Origin of the sequence: Vagococcus elongatus (genome assembly GCF_003987645.1) — a bacterium.
Lineage (GTDB): Bacteria > Bacillota > Bacilli > Lactobacillales > Vagococcaceae > Vagococcus_A > Vagococcus_A elongatus.
In genome coordinates this window covers 39,043-55,478 of sequence record NZ_NGKA01000008.1, presented here as the reverse complement: position 1 = coordinate 55,478, position 16,436 = coordinate 39,043, and the positions used below count along the sequence as shown (strand labels likewise).

The following is a 16,436-nucleotide window of genomic DNA, read 5'->3' as shown; positions in this document are numbered from 1 at the left end:
ACTATAAGATAGGACGAAGGAGGGGTTAATATGGGTAAAGTAATTCAACTAAAACCATCAGTTAATAGAAAAGCGGATGTTTACGCTAAAGCCTTGAAGAGCAGAAGTGATAGAAACGGTGTAAATTACAGCGCTTTATACTCTGGAAATCCAACCGACAAGGAAGCTGCCAAGGAATCATTGGCTAGACTTCATAGAAAGCAATCTTTAGAATCTTGGAGTGTGGAGGGTTAATACTTGGCCAATAGATATACAGAAGAAGAAAATAATGACATGCGCAACTTTAAGAAAGGCGACGTTTTTATGATCGATTTTCCTCAAGGAAAAGGCGGCTTTGTAATGCAGGGTGTTCATAGGGGAGTCGTCCTTTATGACTGTACATTTCCAAGAAAAACAGTAATAGCTGCGCCAATTACATCTTTGTACAATGGCAGTAATGTAAGAAAGAACACAATTAGCACAGATGTTATTCTTCCAGACACGGAGTCATACTTGGACAAAGAATCGATATTAAAAATGGAGCAACTAAATTGTGTAAACAGAAGCGCGCTTGGAGAAAAGAAAGGTAAACTTTCTCCAGAATATATTGCTGAATTAGAACTGTCTTTAATTGAAGTATTACAATTAGAGGATGCTATAGAGGCAATAATTCAAGATCGATTACAACAAATAGTAGAGCAATCAGAAGAAGACCTGGCATAGTGCTAGATCTTCTTTTTATTTTAATGGATAAAACACACATTTTATTTACCATAAGTATTGACAACTAAATTGTTAAGTAGTATATTAGATATATCAAGAAAAACAAATAAAGGAGATCAAATAATGATTATTGAAAAACAAGGCAACTTGCTATATCAAGATTGCGACATTATGATTCACCAGGCCAACTGTTTCGCTAAGATGGGAGCTGGAATTGCTGCACAACTTAAAGCTAGATACCCAGAGGTACTTGTGGCAGATAGGAAGTTTCATATTCCAATCGGATCACCTAAAAGACTGGGTGAGTTTAGCAAGTGCGAAACAAGAAGCAGCCAGGTCATTTATAATTTATATGGACAATATAACTATGGAAGAGGAAAGCAAACAGATTACTCAGCGTTTATGAATAGTTTAAAGAAGATTTTTAGAGACATTAATAAATCTGGTCTCAACAATAAGAAGATTGGAATGCCTCACTTAATTGGTTGTGGCCTTGCTGGCGGAGATTGGAAGATCGTTAAACGTATAATTGAAGTAGAAGCTTTAAAAGCTAATCTGACCATCCACATTTTTAGCTTGTGATTTAACATGAAATGCGCAGTTATAGCTAAGTCAAAGCATATCATAAAGGAGATTTATACAGCAGAGGATGTCAAAGATGCTGAAAGTTACCTATCAAAAATTGGAGCTGTTCCATCTAAAGTGGACGAAGGTGTTTGGATCAAGATTGTTCGCAGAGAGATAAGCGAAGGATTTTATTCAGAATCACCACTAAGACTTACAATACAGGCCGTAGATGGTGAAATAACTAGCGGTGGTGATCTAAAGTGAAAGGCAATAAAGACATATGCCACATTGAATTTAAGAACGGATGGGGTGTTAATGCTGTAGAGACACCCAATTCAGAATATCAATACTCTATACTTACATTCACTCACGTTAACGGAGAGGTTGAGTATGATATCAGATATCTACAAACAGATGACCTGGACGTATTATTAGGTGTCATCGAGAGAGTTTTTAACTATGAACCATAAGTTTATACAACAGGAGGACTTATATGAGAGAGAAATCAGAGGATAGATCGTCTAAGGATTTTACCTGGGCAGCTGGAGCTGGAGTTTCTGCAAAAGAAGCAGCAGAGTCATTCTCCAGGGTAACAGTATGCATGAATGGTCTACACGAACGTAAGAAGGAGATTGTATTAGTACCAGTATCAGACGTAGGCATTGTTAGTGGAGGTATGTCGGACGAAGATATTGAAAAAATGATGGGTGAAATCAGAGTAGATGACGCCGATGAGGAAGTAGTAAAAGTTAACAGACAGACGTCTTTTGGAGGTTTGTTTAATAAGAATGGGAGAAAGAAATGGTAGATTTAGACATTAGATTCAGAGATACATGGTATACAGAGGAACAATACAAGGCAATGACAGACGTGCGAAGCGAATATATTAACGTTGGAGTTCTATTCAGTCCTTACACTATTAAAGTAAAACTTGGTTGTGAAATTGAACAGGCAGAAGAATTATATCAAGCATTGGAGGAAAACAAACATGCAATTTAAAGAAGCTATCGAAACATTCAAACAGGTGGAAGCAGCAAAAGGAAAGATCGAAAAAGAGAATTTAATTCGCGAGAACAAAGACAATAAACTATTTGGTCAAATGTTGTACTTTTTATACAACGATATGATTACAACTGGTATTGCAATTAAGAAGTTCGACAAGGAATCAGATCTTAAACCTAATATCGACTTAGCAAACATTCGTGAAGCAATGAAATATGTAATGGATAACAATACTGGTAGAGAGCAGGTGGTTGTTAATTTAAAACACTTTATTAGCAGCTTCGGAGAAGAAACTCAAACGTTCCTAAAAGCGTTCTTTACAAAAACATACAAATGCGGTGTTACATCTAGCACGATCAACAAGGCTTTTGATAAAAAATTCATTCCAGTCTTTGGTGTAATGTTAGCTCATCCATATGAAAAACATGCAGCAAAATTAAAAGGTAAGAAGTTCTTTTTAACAAGAAAACTTGATGGTCATCGCATGGTTGCAATTGTAAACATGAATAAGTTCAAAGTCTCTTTTTATACAAGAAAAGGCAAGAAGCTTGAAGGTTTTGATGAGTTAGAGACTAACATCTTAAACTTCGTTAATGTAAACAAGCTTGATACTATGGAGCGATTTAAAAATGGAATTGTGATTGATGGGGAGGCTCTTTTAACTGATCGTAAAGATATGGACGAAACTGAGTGGTTCCAGGCAACTGGTAAAGAACTTAAGAAGAAAGGTTTAAAATCTGGGGTATCCCTCCATGCATTCGAAATTATTCCTGCAGACGAGTTTAAAAACGACGAGTCGGAAGATGTTTATGAAGATCGTAGACATTGGTGTGAAGAACTTACATACCCAGACGATCTATCAGTTCAACTGGTTGAAAAAGTATATGAGGGCGGTGATGTTGAGAAGGTAGAAGAATTACTTAATAGTATTGCTATTCCAGGTGGCTGGGAAGGTCTAATGGTAAATATGGCGAGTGCTAAATATGTAACCAAAAGATCTGCAGGATTGCTTAAAGTTAAAAAGTTTAAGTATGCAGATATCGAAGTAATCGATGTATACGAAGGTGAAAAAGGTAAGAAGAACGAGGGATTGATGGGAGGAGTTGTTTGTAGATTTAAAGACTTCACGGTCGATATCGGCAGTGGATGGACTGACAAACAACGAATTGACTTCTGGTCGCAGCCAGAGTTAATCATTGGAAAAATCATTGAGATTCAATATCAAGGTGAAACTACTAATGATGATGGTGGGAAAGGATTGCGATTCCCGACAGTTCAGCGTATTCGAATGGATAAAACAGTCGATGACGTTTCTTACGAAAGCTAAAAGCAAGGAGTGATATTTTGGCAGAGAATTGGGAGTTAATTGATCAAAAGACAATTATCAAAAATCTCAGAGCTAAGTTACTAGAGGAGAATAAAGGGGCGCAAGTTGTTGGATTCTTTCCAGACAAAAACGACCTCGCTGTAATAAGAGTTGTAGACAAGACAACTTATAAGGCAACGGATTATATTTCAGTTTCTATTGACGGGACAATCAAAGAAACTACAGCGCCTATCAAAGATAAAACAGTTGTTAGTCAATATGCTAACCTGGACTCAAAATACTGGGTTTTATCTGAAAAATATGGTGAATGCAGCAAATTGACTAGCAGCCAGAAAGCTAAAAGGCCTAAGAAAAAGGTCAGTGACCTGTATGGAGGCTAATAGAAATCTATCCAACTTCATTGGCAAGTTGGTTGATTCATTTAATAAAGAGGTAGCAAGGGTTAAGAAGGAAATAAAAGAGTGCAACTCAGACGAAGAAAGAGCAGCACTCACCAGGGAGCTTTTAAACTTAACTGGAGGATAACTATGCCATTCGATAACGAACAAGCTCTTAAAAACGCTCTATGGAACATCGAGCCTGTAGAGATTAGAGAAAATCGAGTAGGTGTTTGCGAACATTGTGGTCAAAGTATTTATGAGAGTTATGAATACCTAGAATCAGATGACAATGAAAAGTTCTGTGAAGATTCATGCTTCTTAGAACATGCATTCGAAAACTATCTACACAAAAGAAACTAAAAATAGAAATGGAGATTTGAAATGAAAGTATTATTTTTAATCGCAAGTATGGCGGTTTATTATTTTGGAATTAGAAAAGTAGCAAGGTTTATTCTTGGAGATAAGAAAAAGCTTGAACTGGTAGAAGATTTAACGAAAAGCGTTTCAAAAAGTGGGTATAAAAACCACAGCAATCTTATGATGGCGGCAGTTGCTATCTCGCTAGTATTTGACTTGGCTTACCTATTGCTTTTATCAGCTACAGTTGGTTTTACAATGCCAGTGGTCGCATTTGTTGTATTTACAGTGATTGCATCATTTGTTCAATATAGAAGAGCAATGCAATCTTCTAAAGAGAAAAGTCCGCTTAAACTATCTCTGAAATTAATTGAATCAGAGTATTCGTTGCCAGCCGTGATGGTTAGCATTACCAAAATGATGTTCGTGGCCATTTTTATTAAATCAATTACGCCATAAGTTTTTACAACAAGAGGAGGTATCTGGAGGATATACAATAATGATCGAATCAGCTATAACAAGCAATATATCAAATTATGACATAAATGGTGAATTAGATGTGTCAATCAAAAACTTCAATATCAATGAGATTAAGGTTAAATGCCCGTTATGTGAACACACTGGGAATGTTTTAACCATTGCCCATATAACTATGGAGCATGATCTTTCTATTGACGAGGCAAGAAAAGTTAGAGATTCAGCGCACACTGTTAAGCCATATTTACAGAGGGAAGAGAAACTACGTGAACAAAGAAAACTTATTAGCGAAGACAGAAAAAGAAGCAGCAAAAGTAAAGTTAAATAATGGTTTTGACGTATCTGATTTCATTGTTAAGTCTGGTGTAGATTTTGTCTATGCAAAAAACAATGGAGAATTTACGCTTTTAAACTTAGACACATTGGGGGTTACTCCAGAAAGTATCATTTGCGGCCTTGTAGAAGGCGAAGATAGTGTTGCTATTATTAGCGGACTTGACATGGAAGTATATAACATGTCTGAGTCAACTTTAAAAAATGCAATGATTAATATGTAGCACCTGGGGAGGTATGAACGATTGAATGAATTAGTAGATAGAAACAAAACATATGAGGAGATCGACTGCACTGCAAAATGTGTAGCGATCCTCTATAGTAAGGAAAGCTTTGTGATTGCCAAATTTGAACGAGTAAAAGGCGAGGCACCTAGAACATTTTCTGTTAAAGGTAACTACCTAGTAGAACTCGGCAAAGAGTTTAATATCAAGGGGATAAATGCTGGAGATAAAAACTATCCAGATTCATTTAATCCTATTGCCTTTAGTCAATTTAAGGACTTGATGACGGCTAGTTCAAAAGAACAAGAAGAGTTTCTTGGCATGATCTTATCGAAAGCTAAGATTAAAGCATTGTATGAAGTATCCGACAATCCTATAAAGATGTTGGAAGAGGCTGATATTGAGAAGTTAATGGAGGCTGAGGGTATCGGACTAGCTACGGCAGAAAAGCTTATTGAATCCTACGAGAATCAAAAAGACTTTTCATCAGCATATATTTCTTTTGCAAAATATAAGCTGAGCATGGATCAAGTTAAAAAGATTTGTAAGTCTCTTGGAGGAATCGAGCAAGCTATCATGATGGTAGAGGCCGATCCTTTTGTATTAACACAAATCCCAGGATACGGATTTAAGAGAGCTGACGCTGTATTCTTGAATAATCCAGAAAACAAGCCTAACGACAAAAGACGTATCAAGGCTTATATAAAATATCTATTTGAAGAGCTTCATAGTGAAGGTCATACGTGGATCACGGCAAAAGACTTTGTTGGCAAGGTGAAGGAGAATATTTTCAATGCAGATGTTAAGTGGGCTGTTGAACATGTAAAAACAAACGTTAATTATGTTGTTTATAGACTGGACAAAGAGCTTAGAATTACATCATCTAAGGCTTTGGCAACTGAATTAGCTGTGTGTGATGAAATAAACAGATTATTAAATTCAGAAAACAAGAATCTGAAAAGGCTGATAGACAGTGCAAAGGTCATTAAACATGTACAAAAGGCTCAAGGTTGGAAATTTAGTGAAGAGCAGCAAAAATCAATTAAGATGATGATAGCTAAAAACGTATTCTTGCTTCAAGGGTATGGCGGGACAGGGAAGGCGCAGGATGTGGACATTATCATTCCGACTCCTGGAGGTATGAGGAGGTTTGGAGACTTGAAGCCTGGCGACTATATTTTTGATAGACATGGAAGGCCAACAATGGTAACTCAGATATTCCCTCAAGGTCTTAAGAAGAATTATAAAATTACTCTATCAGACGGAAGAACGACAACTTCTAATGATGAGCATTTATGGAGTACATATACATCCAAAGGAAATCTTAAGACTAGAACACTTAGAGAAATCATTGATTCTGGACTGTATAACTACTCAAATGGCGAACGAAATTGTAAATTTAAAATTCCTACTAATAAAGCTGTAGAATTTAGGGAGCGCGACCTTAGCGTTGATCCATATGTCCTTGGAGCATTTTTGGGTGACGGTAGTTGTACAAGTAAAGCATTAACTCTGTCTAGTAATGACGAAGACGTAGTGGCAGAGGTTTCAAAACTCATAGGATGTAATGACTATAGAAGAAATAGTACAAAAAATTATAATTGGCATTTCTATTTTGATAAGCCCAAATCCGTACTAAGAGAGGATTCATTTGGGCATATGCAGATTAATACGATATACAGATACCAGACAGAAGAGTTGTTTTCCAAATATCCAGAAATATTAAGAACTTCAATTCACAAATCAATACCCATCGAGTATAAAATGGGTAGTATTGATCAAAGATATGCCTTGATACAAGGTTTGTTTGATACAGACGGGAGTATCTCGAAGGCAGAGGGTAGATATAATGTAAGGTATTCGACTAATAGCAGGCAGCTTGCATATGATGTTCAAGAGGTATTGCTGTCTCTCGGAATACAGTCCAACGTTTCTGAAACCAACCGCGCTAATAAGAAGAATATAGAATATAATCTGAATATACTAACAAGTAACGATAAGAAGGAGCTTCTTTTTAGAAATACGCATAAAAAAAGAACGGCGATCGAGGCATTAAATTTTGTCAAGCGAAAAAGATATGATCGCGTAAGCATTGTTGATATAGAGGAAATGGAAGAAGAGGTTGAAATGATGTGTATCATGGTAGACAATGATGAGCATCTATATCTAACAAATGACTATATAGTTACACATAACACATCCACACTAAATGGCTTCATATCTATAGTAAATGAGGCTGGAATGACGTATAAGCAAGGGGCATTATCTGGTAAGGCTGCAAACAATATGTTTTTAATTACTGGAAAAGAAGCTACAACACTGCATTCTATGCTGGTAGTAGATCCAATTACTGGCGGGTTCGTATACAACAAAGACAACAAAATGCTTGTAGATGTTGTAGTAATTGATGAAATGTCGATGGTTGATATCTTCATGTTTTTAGACGTATTAAAAGCTACACCAGATGGGGCAAAACTTATTATGTTAGGAGATATGGGGCAGCTTGAAAGTATTGGAGTTGGGATTATGGCTGGATTAATTAAGACTGGTAAAATGCCTAGTCAATTATTAACTCAGATTCATAGACAGGCTCAGAAGTCTGCAATTATTACTCATTCTATTGCAATCCGTAATGGAGTTAAACCTACGGAGTTAAAGTTTGATATTGGTTCTAAAGTCTATGGAGAAAACCAGGATCTAGAGTATATTTTTGTTGATCCTAAAGACGAAGATCAAATTTCTAGACATGTGATGCTTAATTTTAGAAAGCTAATTGAAGAGCACGACATTAACGATGTTCAAATCCTGTGTTCTACAAAAGCAACTGGTAAAACATCTACGTGGGATCTCAATAAGTTCGCTCAAAGAGTTTTGATTAACAAAGGTGTCCTGGATGGAGAGTATATCACCATCAAGAGGAAAGGTTACAAGAAACCTAAATCTGACTCAGATATTAAATTAAATAGAGACGGAGCAGACGAGGATAGTTGCTATTTTGTTCATGTTGGAGAGAAAGTAATCAACATGAGAAACAATAAGAAGATGTATGATGTTCATGGAAACCCATGTCCAATATTTAATGGAAATACTGGTACCGTTAAGCAAATTATTCATACAGATAAACAAGACATCTTAGTCATTGATTTTGAAGGTATTGGAATTGTTAACGTCCTGGAGTCGCACTTTGAACATATTGAGCTTGGCTATGCTATTACAGTTCATAAATCTCAAGGTTCTACAATCAAATACGTTATATTCGCGCTGCCATTTCATTATCTATTAAATACAAGAGAATTACTATATACTGGAATGACGCGGGCTAGTGAGTATCTGATTCTAATAACTTCACCAAGAAGTTTCAAGAAAGCTGTCAAACAGACTTTTGTCAAAGAGAAGAGAACTAATTTTAGTGACTTGTTCACGAGACTTAAGGACTTCGATCTAAGCAACTCAAGTAATTCAAAGTTTAAAAAACTATCTGATTAATATTAACCATAAGTATTGACAACTAATAAGGCGGATGGTATTCTATTAATGAACAGAGGATATAAAGAAAGGACGCACGAATGGATTTTAAAAATATGGCAACATTCAAAATTTTAGAGTACATCAACGGATGTATTCGAGTTAAAAATAATATCAATTTGAAACATTTTAATTCTGCTGTTGAGGAAGTTGGTAGCCGATCAAAATTGCTAGCACTTCCTTATAAGTAGGATGATAAAACGGAGATTTTATAAATATAAAAGGAGAGAAAAAGATGAGAGAATTAGAAAGAGTAAACGAAGAAATGAAAGATTTATTAATGGAGCATCCACTGGAGTCAGTTGATTTTATGGACGAAGATTCTGCTAAAATGCTTTACAAGTCGTTAATTTCAGACTTGAGAGAAATGGATAAAAAAATCAAAGATGATCTTTGCTTATAAAAAGGAGAAATATAATGGAGAAAATCTTAGAACCAATCTATGGAGTTAAGTTAGATTTTTTAATCGTAGATCAAACTGGAAAAGTTGTTGATGGTGATTATATAAGATACGACGTTCAAAAATGTATGAGAACAACTCTATACTCAGCTAATGTAGAAGACCTAAAAAGAGTTAGAGATAGAAAATTAAATAGAGATCAGATTTTATTAGATCTACCACCATTATGTTTTAGGGATGTTAACGGTAACGATATTGAATTTGACAGCAATCCTAAAACGATGATGCTATTCGCTCAGATTATATCATCTTTTAACAAAGAGTTTGATAAAAATAAAGAGACTGTATTAGACAAGGTTGCAATCGGATTTAAAGATGGTCTGATCATCGAATTACTTCAAGAAGATGATACGTACGTGGTTAGAAGAAAAGCAAATGGCGATGACCTTTTCAGCTCTATTAAAATTGACGATAAGGATAAGGCATTTGCATTTTTTAAAGACTTAACAAGAATGGAAAGAGCGGAATATTTAAAAGTATGCTTTTAGTATGTAGAGGAACTATTAATTGACTGAGAAATTTAAGATGTCGCTTGATGCTCTTCCTATTTCAATAAACAACTATCTCAAGTATAAGGTTGAAACCAAAGGTGGTCATAGCTATCCTAAACAGTATGAGTCACAAGAGTCTAAAGACTTTAAAAAGTATCTTCGCAATAAGCTTAAGAAGGAGATAAAATCTCAAGGGTGGGATATTAATCTAACTTCTGATAAGACTCAACACTGGTATTTAGAGCTTAGGTTTAGACTGGAGCGCGCTGGAGAAGATACGAATAACTATTACAAAGTATTAATGGACGCTCTCAGCGGATACTTATACGAAGACGACTCTAATATTCACGCAAGGACACATCGAGCATGGATCGATAAAGACAATCCAGGGTTCGATTTTGTCTTGAGAAGGGTTCAATACGTTGGCCTCTTCGACAGTAAAAAACAACGAGAAGAGTTTATTAATTCAAATTGTTCATCCTGCAGGTTCTTTAGAGAAGGGAAATGCAAGGTGTTAAAGGATGCGACAGATGGAAGGGCTAATATCGACTTTAACATTGGAAGCAAAACGTGTGAAAAATACACTAAAAAGAAGGGTAAGTAAAAGTATGAAGACAACAAAAGTTTATGGAATCCTGTCATGGGATTGGTTTAAAGACAAGTGTCCAGGTGAAGTTAAAAAACAGAAAGAAATTCCTATGGTTGCTTTTGTATCAGATAACGGAGCGGTTTACGTCGCACCAGGAGATAATCAAGGAATCGAGCATTTTTCAATCTTTGCCGAAAAAGAGTTTAACACATCAAATTATTCAATCAGAAGCGGAGAAACTGGTTTAGATTTTACATTTGAAGATGAAGTTGATCCAACAAGTGACTATCGCAAGATTAAAAACTATATTGATCTTGTCTTACAGGTGGAACCAAACAAAAACAGACCATAAGTATTTACAACTATAGAAAAATGGAGAAATGAGAGGATGGAATGTCAGTGTTAGTATTAGCGGGTAGCATAGGTGCTGGAAAGAGTACATTAGCAGGAATTATGTCGGAGGAGTTAGGTACAAAGGTGTTTTATGAAAGCGTAGATGATAATGAGGTACTACCTTTATTCTATGATGATCCACAAAAATATGCTTTTCTATTACAAATTTACTTCTTAAACAAGAGGTTTGATAGCATTAAAACAGCTTTGGCACACGACAACAATGTATTAGATAGATCAATTTACGAGGACAGTCTTCTATTTCATCTAAATGCCGATCTCGGACGAGCTAATGATATCGAAGTTAAGGTTTATGATGATCTTTTGGCAAATATGCTTGAAGAAATTGACGGCCTTAAATACAAGAAAAAACCAGACTTGCTGGTGCATATCAAAGTATCGTTTGACACAATGTTAAAACGAATTGAAAAACGTGGCCGCGACTTTGAGCAAATCAAAATGATCCTTCATTATACGACTATTACAAAGAATTAAATCATCGTTATGAGAAATGGTTTGAGGATTTTGACGTATGTCCTAAGATTCAAATCGATGGAGATAAATTTGATTTTGTAGAAGATCCTAAAGCTGCAGAAGACGTAATGAATCAAATCAAAGATAAATTAAAAGAAATTGGAAATTTATAATAATTTAAAGGGATGGTAAAAAATGGACAAAAATAAAATTAAGATTTTCACGCACGTCGATTTAGATGGGGTTGCTTCTCCAGAAGTGTTTAAACGATTAATGAATGAGAAGCATTGTCGAGAGTTCGATTATGAGATTGAGTATTGCGACACTGGTAAATATGGAAATATTGATGACAAAATTTATGAATTTCTAGATAGTCTTACAGAAAACCATGAATTTTATGGAATGTACATCATGGATCTTGCTCCAACTAGCAGATCTCTTGCTTTAAAAATCGTAAAAATGGTAGACGCTTATAACATTGACTTTAAATGTTACGATCACCATAAAACTGCAGAGTTTTTAACTGACGTTGATCCTCGATTTATTATTAAGGTGGAGTATGAGGGTTCAAAGATGTCTGGCACATCACTTGTTTATAAGGATTTCTCTAAAGCAGGACTGTTAGACTATTCAGTCTTCATGCTATCAGAAATGGTAAGATCATATGATACTTGGGATTGGCGAAACAATGAACATGATATGTTTAAAGGTCACGCAGGTCAATGGAATGATTTATTCTGGATGATTGGCCGTGATAGATTCATTGAACGCCTATCAAACAATATGGATCTTAATTTTACTGAATCTGAGAAGCTTTTACTCGTTCTCGACCAGGAGAAAAAAGATCGATACATCGACAGTAAAATGAAAATTGCTCATTTTGATACGATGTTCACTGTAGGAAAACCTATGCACTTCGCAATTGTTGACGGAGAGCAATATCACAGTGAACTAGGAAATCATATGTGTTTATATTTAACACATCCATCAACTGGAGAGCTGATTGACTTTGCCGTAATTAGAAATGGTGTAAAGCTATCATTTAGAAGTGTTAAAGAAGATGTTGACTGTAGCGTAATTGCTCAAAACTTTAATGGTGGAGGACACGCAAGAGCTGCAGGCGGAAAAGGTCAACAATGGCCACTAGGATTTTAAAACAATAAAATAATGAAAAGAGGTTTTTATTAATTGGAAAAGATTAAATTTTACACAAAAGACAACTGCCGTCAATGCAAAATGTCTATCATGGTTTTAAAGGGAATGAATTTCGACATGGATAAAATTGATTTTATCTACGTTGATCAAGATGAGAAAGCTTTGAGAATGGTTAAAGAGGTTATGGGGTTCAAAGGAGTTCCTGTAATTGATGCACCTGGCTTTGAGGCATTCCAAGGTTTTAGCCCAGATAAGCTTAGAAAAATAGCTGCTAGCTTTTAATTATTAACTCCCTTTATAGGGAGTTTTTATTTTACCTAAAAGTATATAGGTTTGTTGACAATACTTATGGTTTTTAATATAATTGAATTAAGATATATAACAGGAAAGAGGGATGGTATGAAAAACATTAAAATTAAAGACATTGCATTAATAGTATTAAGTTTGTCATTAATAGCTGTAGTGGCCTTCTCTGCTATTAAAATCAACAAGGTCGAAGCAGCCAGAAAGAGCATTGATGGTAAGTATACAGAGACAATGAATAAGATTAACCAGGAGAAGGCCAATGCAGAAAAAATTGACATAGATAATATGGCTGGGTACTGGATTGGTGCTAGCAAAAGCGATGATGAGGTAAAGATCTACCACATATCTTCTATACTGGAAGATGATATAATTATTAAATCTAGAAGGATTGAATTTAAACCAGACGGAGAGTCAACTATAGCAGATTCTCTAGACGGATCTGGATTCCACGCAGAGTTTACGATTGTAGGATCTGATGAACTAGAGCCTTCTCTGCACGTTATTAAATATGGAGATCTAGTTAAAGATAGAGTTTCTGTTTCCAAAGAGCAGGGATTTGCTAAACTTACAACTGGAGGGAAAAGAGATTATATGCAGCTATACGCTGGAGGAGACAACTTCTACCACATGGCTAGACTTAATCAGAAGGATTTAGATAGAAATAGAGCGTCCTGGACTAAATTAAATAAAGATAACTTCTATAGCAGCTATGTTGTTGACGAACTTGGATTAGATTATGGAGGAAAGTCTGAGGAGGCTTTCGTTGCAGAGCTACAGAAATATAATGATTAATCTAGATTATAAATCGCTCCTAAAGGCATTCTTTGTTATACAGGGTATATTATTCATAGCTCTAATAATAAGTAAGCTGATTAATATTTAATATTTTAGATAAGGTCTTATACACGATGCCTTATCTTTTTATTACTTAATATTATGATATAATATAACTAACGGAGGTATTTAATATAGATATGCTCATTCATAACCGCCTATATTTAGAGGGGAGGCTTTCTGATGCAAAACACATTCAATCGTGTAACCTCTATAAGGAAGTCTGGTTCAAGCTCTATCACAACTATACTTTATCCACTTATTTTATTATTGTGTTGATTTATTCGATATATGATGTTATTCTATCCTTAAAATACAGTTTATTCAAAAGGAGGTGAGAACTTTGTGATAACACTTTTATCAGATGAAAAAAAGAAAAAAATTGTTGTTGTATTCTTGTTATTGCTAATTTCAAATATTTTTTTACTGTCAAGTATTTCTTATGCGCAAACGTCTTTAATCGGTATTGAACTATTTACTAATCAGGTTAGTACAAATAATTCAAATTCTACTTACCAAGCACCACTCATTTTTGATCCAATTTCAAATAAAAAAAATGTTGATTTTAAGGTCACTGGCCAAGCACTTACTGATGTAAATATACTAAACGGACAAAAGCAAGTGATTTTAGTTATTCCCGAAGAATTAATAGGAGAAGTTTCTCCTAATGGACAAGCAAAAATTGAAGTCGATGTCCTATTAAGTGAAAAAGCACCTGTAATTGGTGGTTTATTGGGGACTATTTCAAAATTATTAAAAGATATCCTAGGAATCTTAGGGTTGGTTCTTCCAATCTCTAAACAAATTTCCGCTTTACTTGATAGGCTGTTTAATTTAGGCAGACTTTCATATACAGCTGATATTTTAAATCATGGTTCATATTTATTAATTGACTATGAAACAGGACTTGTATCAGCCATTATTCATAATTTACAAGGTGTTGTAGTTGAGCTACAAAACATTTTAAAAGGACTATCTGGAAATATTTTAATAGGAGCGTTAATTGGCCCCCTTACAACAGCAATAAATAACTTATCAAATGCACTTGCTAATCCATCTGCGGAATTGCTAGATAGCCTAGCTAATGCTTCTATTTTAAGTAATACAGAAGTTGTATTCCCAACAACCATAAATAAACCTCAACATGATATTTATGGAGATATTAACGGTATATCAAAAAAAGACTTCCATATGCATATTGTACAAACTGAAGTCATTGAATTGGATGTTTTTAAAGATTCAAACAGTCTTAGCTCAATATATTTAAAAGCACTTAAACAAGAAAGTTATTCTGACATGGCCTTACCTACTAATTTAAATTTTGGAAAACATACTATTCAAACACTCAATAACGAGGAATGGATAGCAACTAGTACAGGTGAACAAGAAGACGCCCCTACAACAGGAAAAATTTCATTAACAGATACGACGTCTGGGGAAAAGAACTGGCAAATCAAAGTAAAACAAACATCTAATTGGAAAAATCAACAATCTGCTTTACAAAATTCTATTTTAAAATTATATGGGGGTGAGCTAACATATACAGGATTTGAAGACACAGACATTAATTACCCATTTACAAACACTGCGGATTACTTAGAAATTACAGATCAAAACGAAAAAGTACTACTCGAGTTAAACACTTTAGATAGAAGAGGTTCTCTACAATTTGATATTAAAACATTCAAACTATTTATACCTAAAAATCTAAAGAAAGACGAAGGTGTCTATCAAGCACAATTTATTTGGACTGCATCTAATGGACCTTAGGAGGGGAGTTTATGAAGAAAAATTATCTATTTATCATCTTATTAATCTTCTTATTCCCTCTAAAATTAGAAGCAACTACAACTGAAGGGCAAATTCAATTTTTTGAGGGAAATACAGAAGAAAGCAAGCCACTTGTACCACCGGTAGAGGAAAAAGAAGATACTATCTCATCATTTCCAAAAACAATAATTACTTCTGATGTAAATAAAAACAAACAAAGGTTACTTCAAACAAATGACACTATTAATTATAGCATGTCGTTGATTGGCTTTTTACTATTTTTTTATGCTATATACCAATTAAGGAGGAATTTAAAATGAAAAAAAGAATTTTATTAATAACAGGATTATTAAGTGGATGTATCCTATTTAGTTCTACTACATTGGCAGCTCAAAATGCAAATACTGAAGGTAAGATTGAGTACGGAACAGGGGCCTTAACTATCGATCCTAACCCTGTCGACCCAACAGATCCTACAAAACCTATCGATCCTGAGACTGGGCTACCAGAAGTTGAACAACCTGGTGGAAATATGAACAGTCGTTTACCTAAAAATTTAAACTTCGGATATCATATCAATCAAACGACAGCTAAAGAAAAATGGATTGCTAAAAATGTAGATACGACAGGATTAACCGATTTTGATGAGTTGTCAGCTGCTTACAATTCAGCTAGTCAAACAGTGAGCGCTTTACTTGTTGAAGATAATCGTACTGAAGAAGGTAACTGGGAAGTTAAAGTTAAACAAGAGAAACCATTTGCAATAGCTGCTACTCCTACAAAAAATTTAGGTTCTACATTATTATCTATTACTACTGGTGACTTATGGAACAATATTTCTACAACAGGTATTAGTGTTCCTAATTCTATTGTAAATATTGCACCAACTAACCAAGAAGTAAGTCTTTTAACAGCTTCTGCTGGCAATGGTGCAGGAATGACCAAACTCAAACTAGATAAATTTGAGTTGGAAATCCCTGCAAATACTGTAAAAGAAACAGCTTTATATACTGCCGATATTAACTGGGTTGTTTCTGAAACACCTTAATCAACAATTAAAATATAAAAAG

The 16,436-nt window shown here is 34.8% G+C and carries 23 protein-coding genes and 1 pseudogene; all 24 read left to right on the top strand.

The genetic code is table 11. From position 1 onward, the window contains the following. Positions 1-30: 30 nt before the first annotated feature. Positions 31-234 (top strand): hypothetical protein, encoded by a 204-nt coding sequence (locus tag CBF29_RS06405; protein WP_126808621.1) that lies wholly within the window; start codon positions 31-33, stop codon positions 232-234. A gap of 3 nt (positions 235-237) precedes the next feature. Beyond that, positions 238-702, top strand: coding sequence for a type II toxin-antitoxin system PemK/MazF family toxin (locus tag CBF29_RS06400; protein WP_126808619.1), 465 nt, complete (start codon positions 238-240; stop codon positions 700-702). Between the two features lie 123 nt (positions 703-825). Further along, positions 826-1,284, top strand: a complete 459-nt coding sequence (locus CBF29_RS06395) for a macro domain-containing protein (RefSeq protein ID WP_126808616.1) — start codon at positions 826-828, stop codon at positions 1,282-1,284. Positions 1,285-1,290: 6 nt separating this feature from the next. Then, on the top strand, positions 1,291-1,533 hold the full coding sequence (locus CBF29_RS06390; RefSeq protein ID WP_126808613.1) for a hypothetical protein: 243 nt from the start codon (positions 1,291-1,293) through the stop codon (positions 1,531-1,533). A 229-nt stretch (positions 1,534-1,762) separates the two neighbouring features. After that, the gene (locus tag CBF29_RS06385) at positions 1,763-2,077 is read left to right on the top strand and encodes a hypothetical protein (protein ID WP_126808611.1); all 315 of its coding nucleotides are present in this window, start codon (positions 1,763-1,765) and stop codon (positions 2,075-2,077) included. Beyond that, positions 2,071-2,268, top strand: coding sequence for a hypothetical protein (locus CBF29_RS06380; RefSeq protein ID WP_126808609.1), 198 nt, complete (start codon positions 2,071-2,073; stop codon positions 2,266-2,268). Before CBF29_RS06385 ends, CBF29_RS06380 begins: the two co-directional genes overlap by 7 nt. Continuing rightward, entirely contained in the window at positions 2,258-3,598 is a 1,341-nt protein-coding gene (locus CBF29_RS06375) for an ATP-dependent DNA ligase (RefSeq protein WP_126808607.1), read from the top strand. The genes CBF29_RS06380 and CBF29_RS06375 overlap by 11 nt, the downstream gene beginning before the upstream one ends. A 17-nt stretch (positions 3,599-3,615) precedes the next feature. Next, positions 3,616-3,978 (top strand): hypothetical protein, encoded by a 363-nt coding sequence (locus CBF29_RS06370; protein WP_126808604.1) that lies wholly within the window; start codon positions 3,616-3,618, stop codon positions 3,976-3,978. Then, a complete protein-coding gene (locus CBF29_RS13735; protein WP_170170011.1) occupies positions 3,968-4,123 on the top strand; it encodes a hypothetical protein in 156 nt (51 codons plus the stop codon). The genes CBF29_RS06370 and CBF29_RS13735 overlap by 11 nt, the downstream gene beginning before the upstream one ends. A gap of 2 nt (positions 4,124-4,125) precedes the next feature. Further along, the gene (locus tag CBF29_RS06365) at positions 4,126-4,338 is read left to right on the top strand and encodes a hypothetical protein (RefSeq protein WP_126808601.1); all 213 of its coding nucleotides are present in this window, start codon (positions 4,126-4,128) and stop codon (positions 4,336-4,338) included. A 21-nt stretch (positions 4,339-4,359) separates the two neighbouring features. Beyond that, complete coding sequence (locus CBF29_RS06360) at positions 4,360-4,794, top strand: hypothetical protein (RefSeq protein ID WP_126808599.1); 435 nt, start codon at positions 4,360-4,362, stop codon at positions 4,792-4,794. A 284-nt stretch (positions 4,795-5,078) separates the two neighbouring features. Then, the gene (locus CBF29_RS06350; protein WP_126808595.1) at positions 5,079-5,369 is read left to right on the top strand and encodes a hypothetical protein; all 291 of its coding nucleotides are present in this window, start codon (positions 5,079-5,081) and stop codon (positions 5,367-5,369) included. Between the two features lie 21 nt (positions 5,370-5,390). Continuing rightward, on the top strand, positions 5,391-8,855 hold the full coding sequence (locus CBF29_RS06345; RefSeq protein ID WP_126808593.1) for an AAA family ATPase: 3,465 nt from the start codon (positions 5,391-5,393) through the stop codon (positions 8,853-8,855). A gap of 274 nt (positions 8,856-9,129) precedes the next feature. Continuing rightward, entirely contained in the window at positions 9,130-9,297 is a 168-nt protein-coding gene (locus tag CBF29_RS13730) for a hypothetical protein (RefSeq protein ID WP_170170010.1), read from the top strand. A gap of 14 nt (positions 9,298-9,311) precedes the next feature. Continuing rightward, a complete protein-coding gene (locus tag CBF29_RS06340; RefSeq protein WP_126808591.1) occupies positions 9,312-9,842 on the top strand; it encodes a hypothetical protein in 531 nt (176 codons plus the stop codon). A gap of 19 nt (positions 9,843-9,861) precedes the next feature. Then, positions 9,862-10,449 (top strand): RusA family crossover junction endodeoxyribonuclease, encoded by a 588-nt coding sequence (locus tag CBF29_RS06335; RefSeq protein WP_126808590.1) that lies wholly within the window; start codon positions 9,862-9,864, stop codon positions 10,447-10,449. A gap of 4 nt (positions 10,450-10,453) precedes the next feature. Then, complete coding sequence (locus tag CBF29_RS06330) at positions 10,454-10,786, top strand: hypothetical protein (protein ID WP_126808589.1); 333 nt, start codon at positions 10,454-10,456, stop codon at positions 10,784-10,786. 41 nt (positions 10,787-10,827) lie between these two features. Next, a pseudogene (locus CBF29_RS06325) lies at positions 10,828-11,474 on the top strand (deoxynucleoside kinase). Between the two features lie 22 nt (positions 11,475-11,496). Next, positions 11,497-12,456 carry a DHHA1 domain-containing protein gene (locus tag CBF29_RS06320; protein ID WP_126808588.1) on the top strand — a complete coding sequence of 320 codons (960 nt, stop codon included), beginning with the start codon at positions 11,497-11,499 and terminating at the stop codon, positions 12,454-12,456. 33 nt (positions 12,457-12,489) lie between these two features. Further along, positions 12,490-12,738, top strand: coding sequence for a glutaredoxin domain-containing protein (locus tag CBF29_RS06315; protein ID WP_126808587.1), 249 nt, complete (start codon positions 12,490-12,492; stop codon positions 12,736-12,738). Between the two features lie 117 nt (positions 12,739-12,855). Continuing rightward, on the top strand, positions 12,856-13,554 hold the full coding sequence (locus CBF29_RS06310) for a hypothetical protein (RefSeq protein WP_126808586.1): 699 nt from the start codon (positions 12,856-12,858) through the stop codon (positions 13,552-13,554). 387 nt (positions 13,555-13,941) lie between these two features. Beyond that, positions 13,942-15,366, top strand: a complete 1,425-nt coding sequence (locus tag CBF29_RS06305) for an adhesive domain-containing protein (protein ID WP_126808585.1) — start codon at positions 13,942-13,944, stop codon at positions 15,364-15,366. An 11-nt stretch (positions 15,367-15,377) separates the two neighbouring features. Then, positions 15,378-15,686, top strand: coding sequence for a hypothetical protein (locus tag CBF29_RS06300; RefSeq protein WP_126808584.1), 309 nt, complete (start codon positions 15,378-15,380; stop codon positions 15,684-15,686). Next, positions 15,683-16,414 (top strand): WxL domain-containing protein, encoded by a 732-nt coding sequence (locus tag CBF29_RS06295; RefSeq protein ID WP_126808583.1) that lies wholly within the window; start codon positions 15,683-15,685, stop codon positions 16,412-16,414. Before CBF29_RS06300 ends, CBF29_RS06295 begins: the two co-directional genes overlap by 4 nt. Positions 16,415-16,436 lie beyond the last annotated feature (22 nt).

Bases quoted from the DNA above. Each gene is read 5' to 3' on its own strand.
- CBF29_RS06405 (WP_126808621.1), top strand. From the start codon at position 31: ATGGGTAAAGTAATTCAACTAAAACCATCAGTTAATAGAAAAGCGGAT.
- CBF29_RS06395 (WP_126808616.1), top strand. From the start codon at position 826: ATGATTATTGAAAAACAAGGCAACTTGCTATATCAAGATTGCGACATT.
- CBF29_RS06390 (WP_126808613.1), top strand. From the start codon at position 1,291: ATGAAATGCGCAGTTATAGCTAAGTCAAAGCATATCATAAAGGAGATT.
- CBF29_RS06385 (WP_126808611.1), top strand. From the start codon at position 1,763: ATGAGAGAGAAATCAGAGGATAGATCGTCTAAGGATTTTACCTGGGCA.
- CBF29_RS06380 (WP_126808609.1), top strand. From the start codon at position 2,071: ATGGTAGATTTAGACATTAGATTCAGAGATACATGGTATACAGAGGAA.
- CBF29_RS06375 (WP_126808607.1), top strand. From the start codon at position 2,258: ATGCAATTTAAAGAAGCTATCGAAACATTCAAACAGGTGGAAGCAGCA.
- CBF29_RS13735 (WP_170170011.1), top strand. From the start codon at position 3,968: ATGGAGGCTAATAGAAATCTATCCAACTTCATTGGCAAGTTGGTTGAT.
- CBF29_RS06365 (WP_126808601.1), top strand. From the start codon at position 4,126: ATGCCATTCGATAACGAACAAGCTCTTAAAAACGCTCTATGGAACATC.
- CBF29_RS06360 (WP_126808599.1), top strand. From the start codon at position 4,360: ATGAAAGTATTATTTTTAATCGCAAGTATGGCGGTTTATTATTTTGGA.
- CBF29_RS13730 (WP_170170010.1), top strand. From the start codon at position 9,130: ATGAGAGAATTAGAAAGAGTAAACGAAGAAATGAAAGATTTATTAATG.
- CBF29_RS06340 (WP_126808591.1), top strand. From the start codon at position 9,312: ATGGAGAAAATCTTAGAACCAATCTATGGAGTTAAGTTAGATTTTTTA.
- CBF29_RS06330 (WP_126808589.1), top strand. From the start codon at position 10,454: ATGAAGACAACAAAAGTTTATGGAATCCTGTCATGGGATTGGTTTAAA.
- CBF29_RS06320 (WP_126808588.1), top strand. From the start codon at position 11,497: ATGGACAAAAATAAAATTAAGATTTTCACGCACGTCGATTTAGATGGG.
- CBF29_RS06310 (WP_126808586.1), top strand. From the start codon at position 12,856: ATGAAAAACATTAAAATTAAAGACATTGCATTAATAGTATTAAGTTTG.
- CBF29_RS06300 (WP_126808584.1), top strand. From the start codon at position 15,378: ATGAAGAAAAATTATCTATTTATCATCTTATTAATCTTCTTATTCCCT.
- CBF29_RS06295 (WP_126808583.1), top strand. From the start codon at position 15,683: ATGAAAAAAAGAATTTTATTAATAACAGGATTATTAAGTGGATGTATC.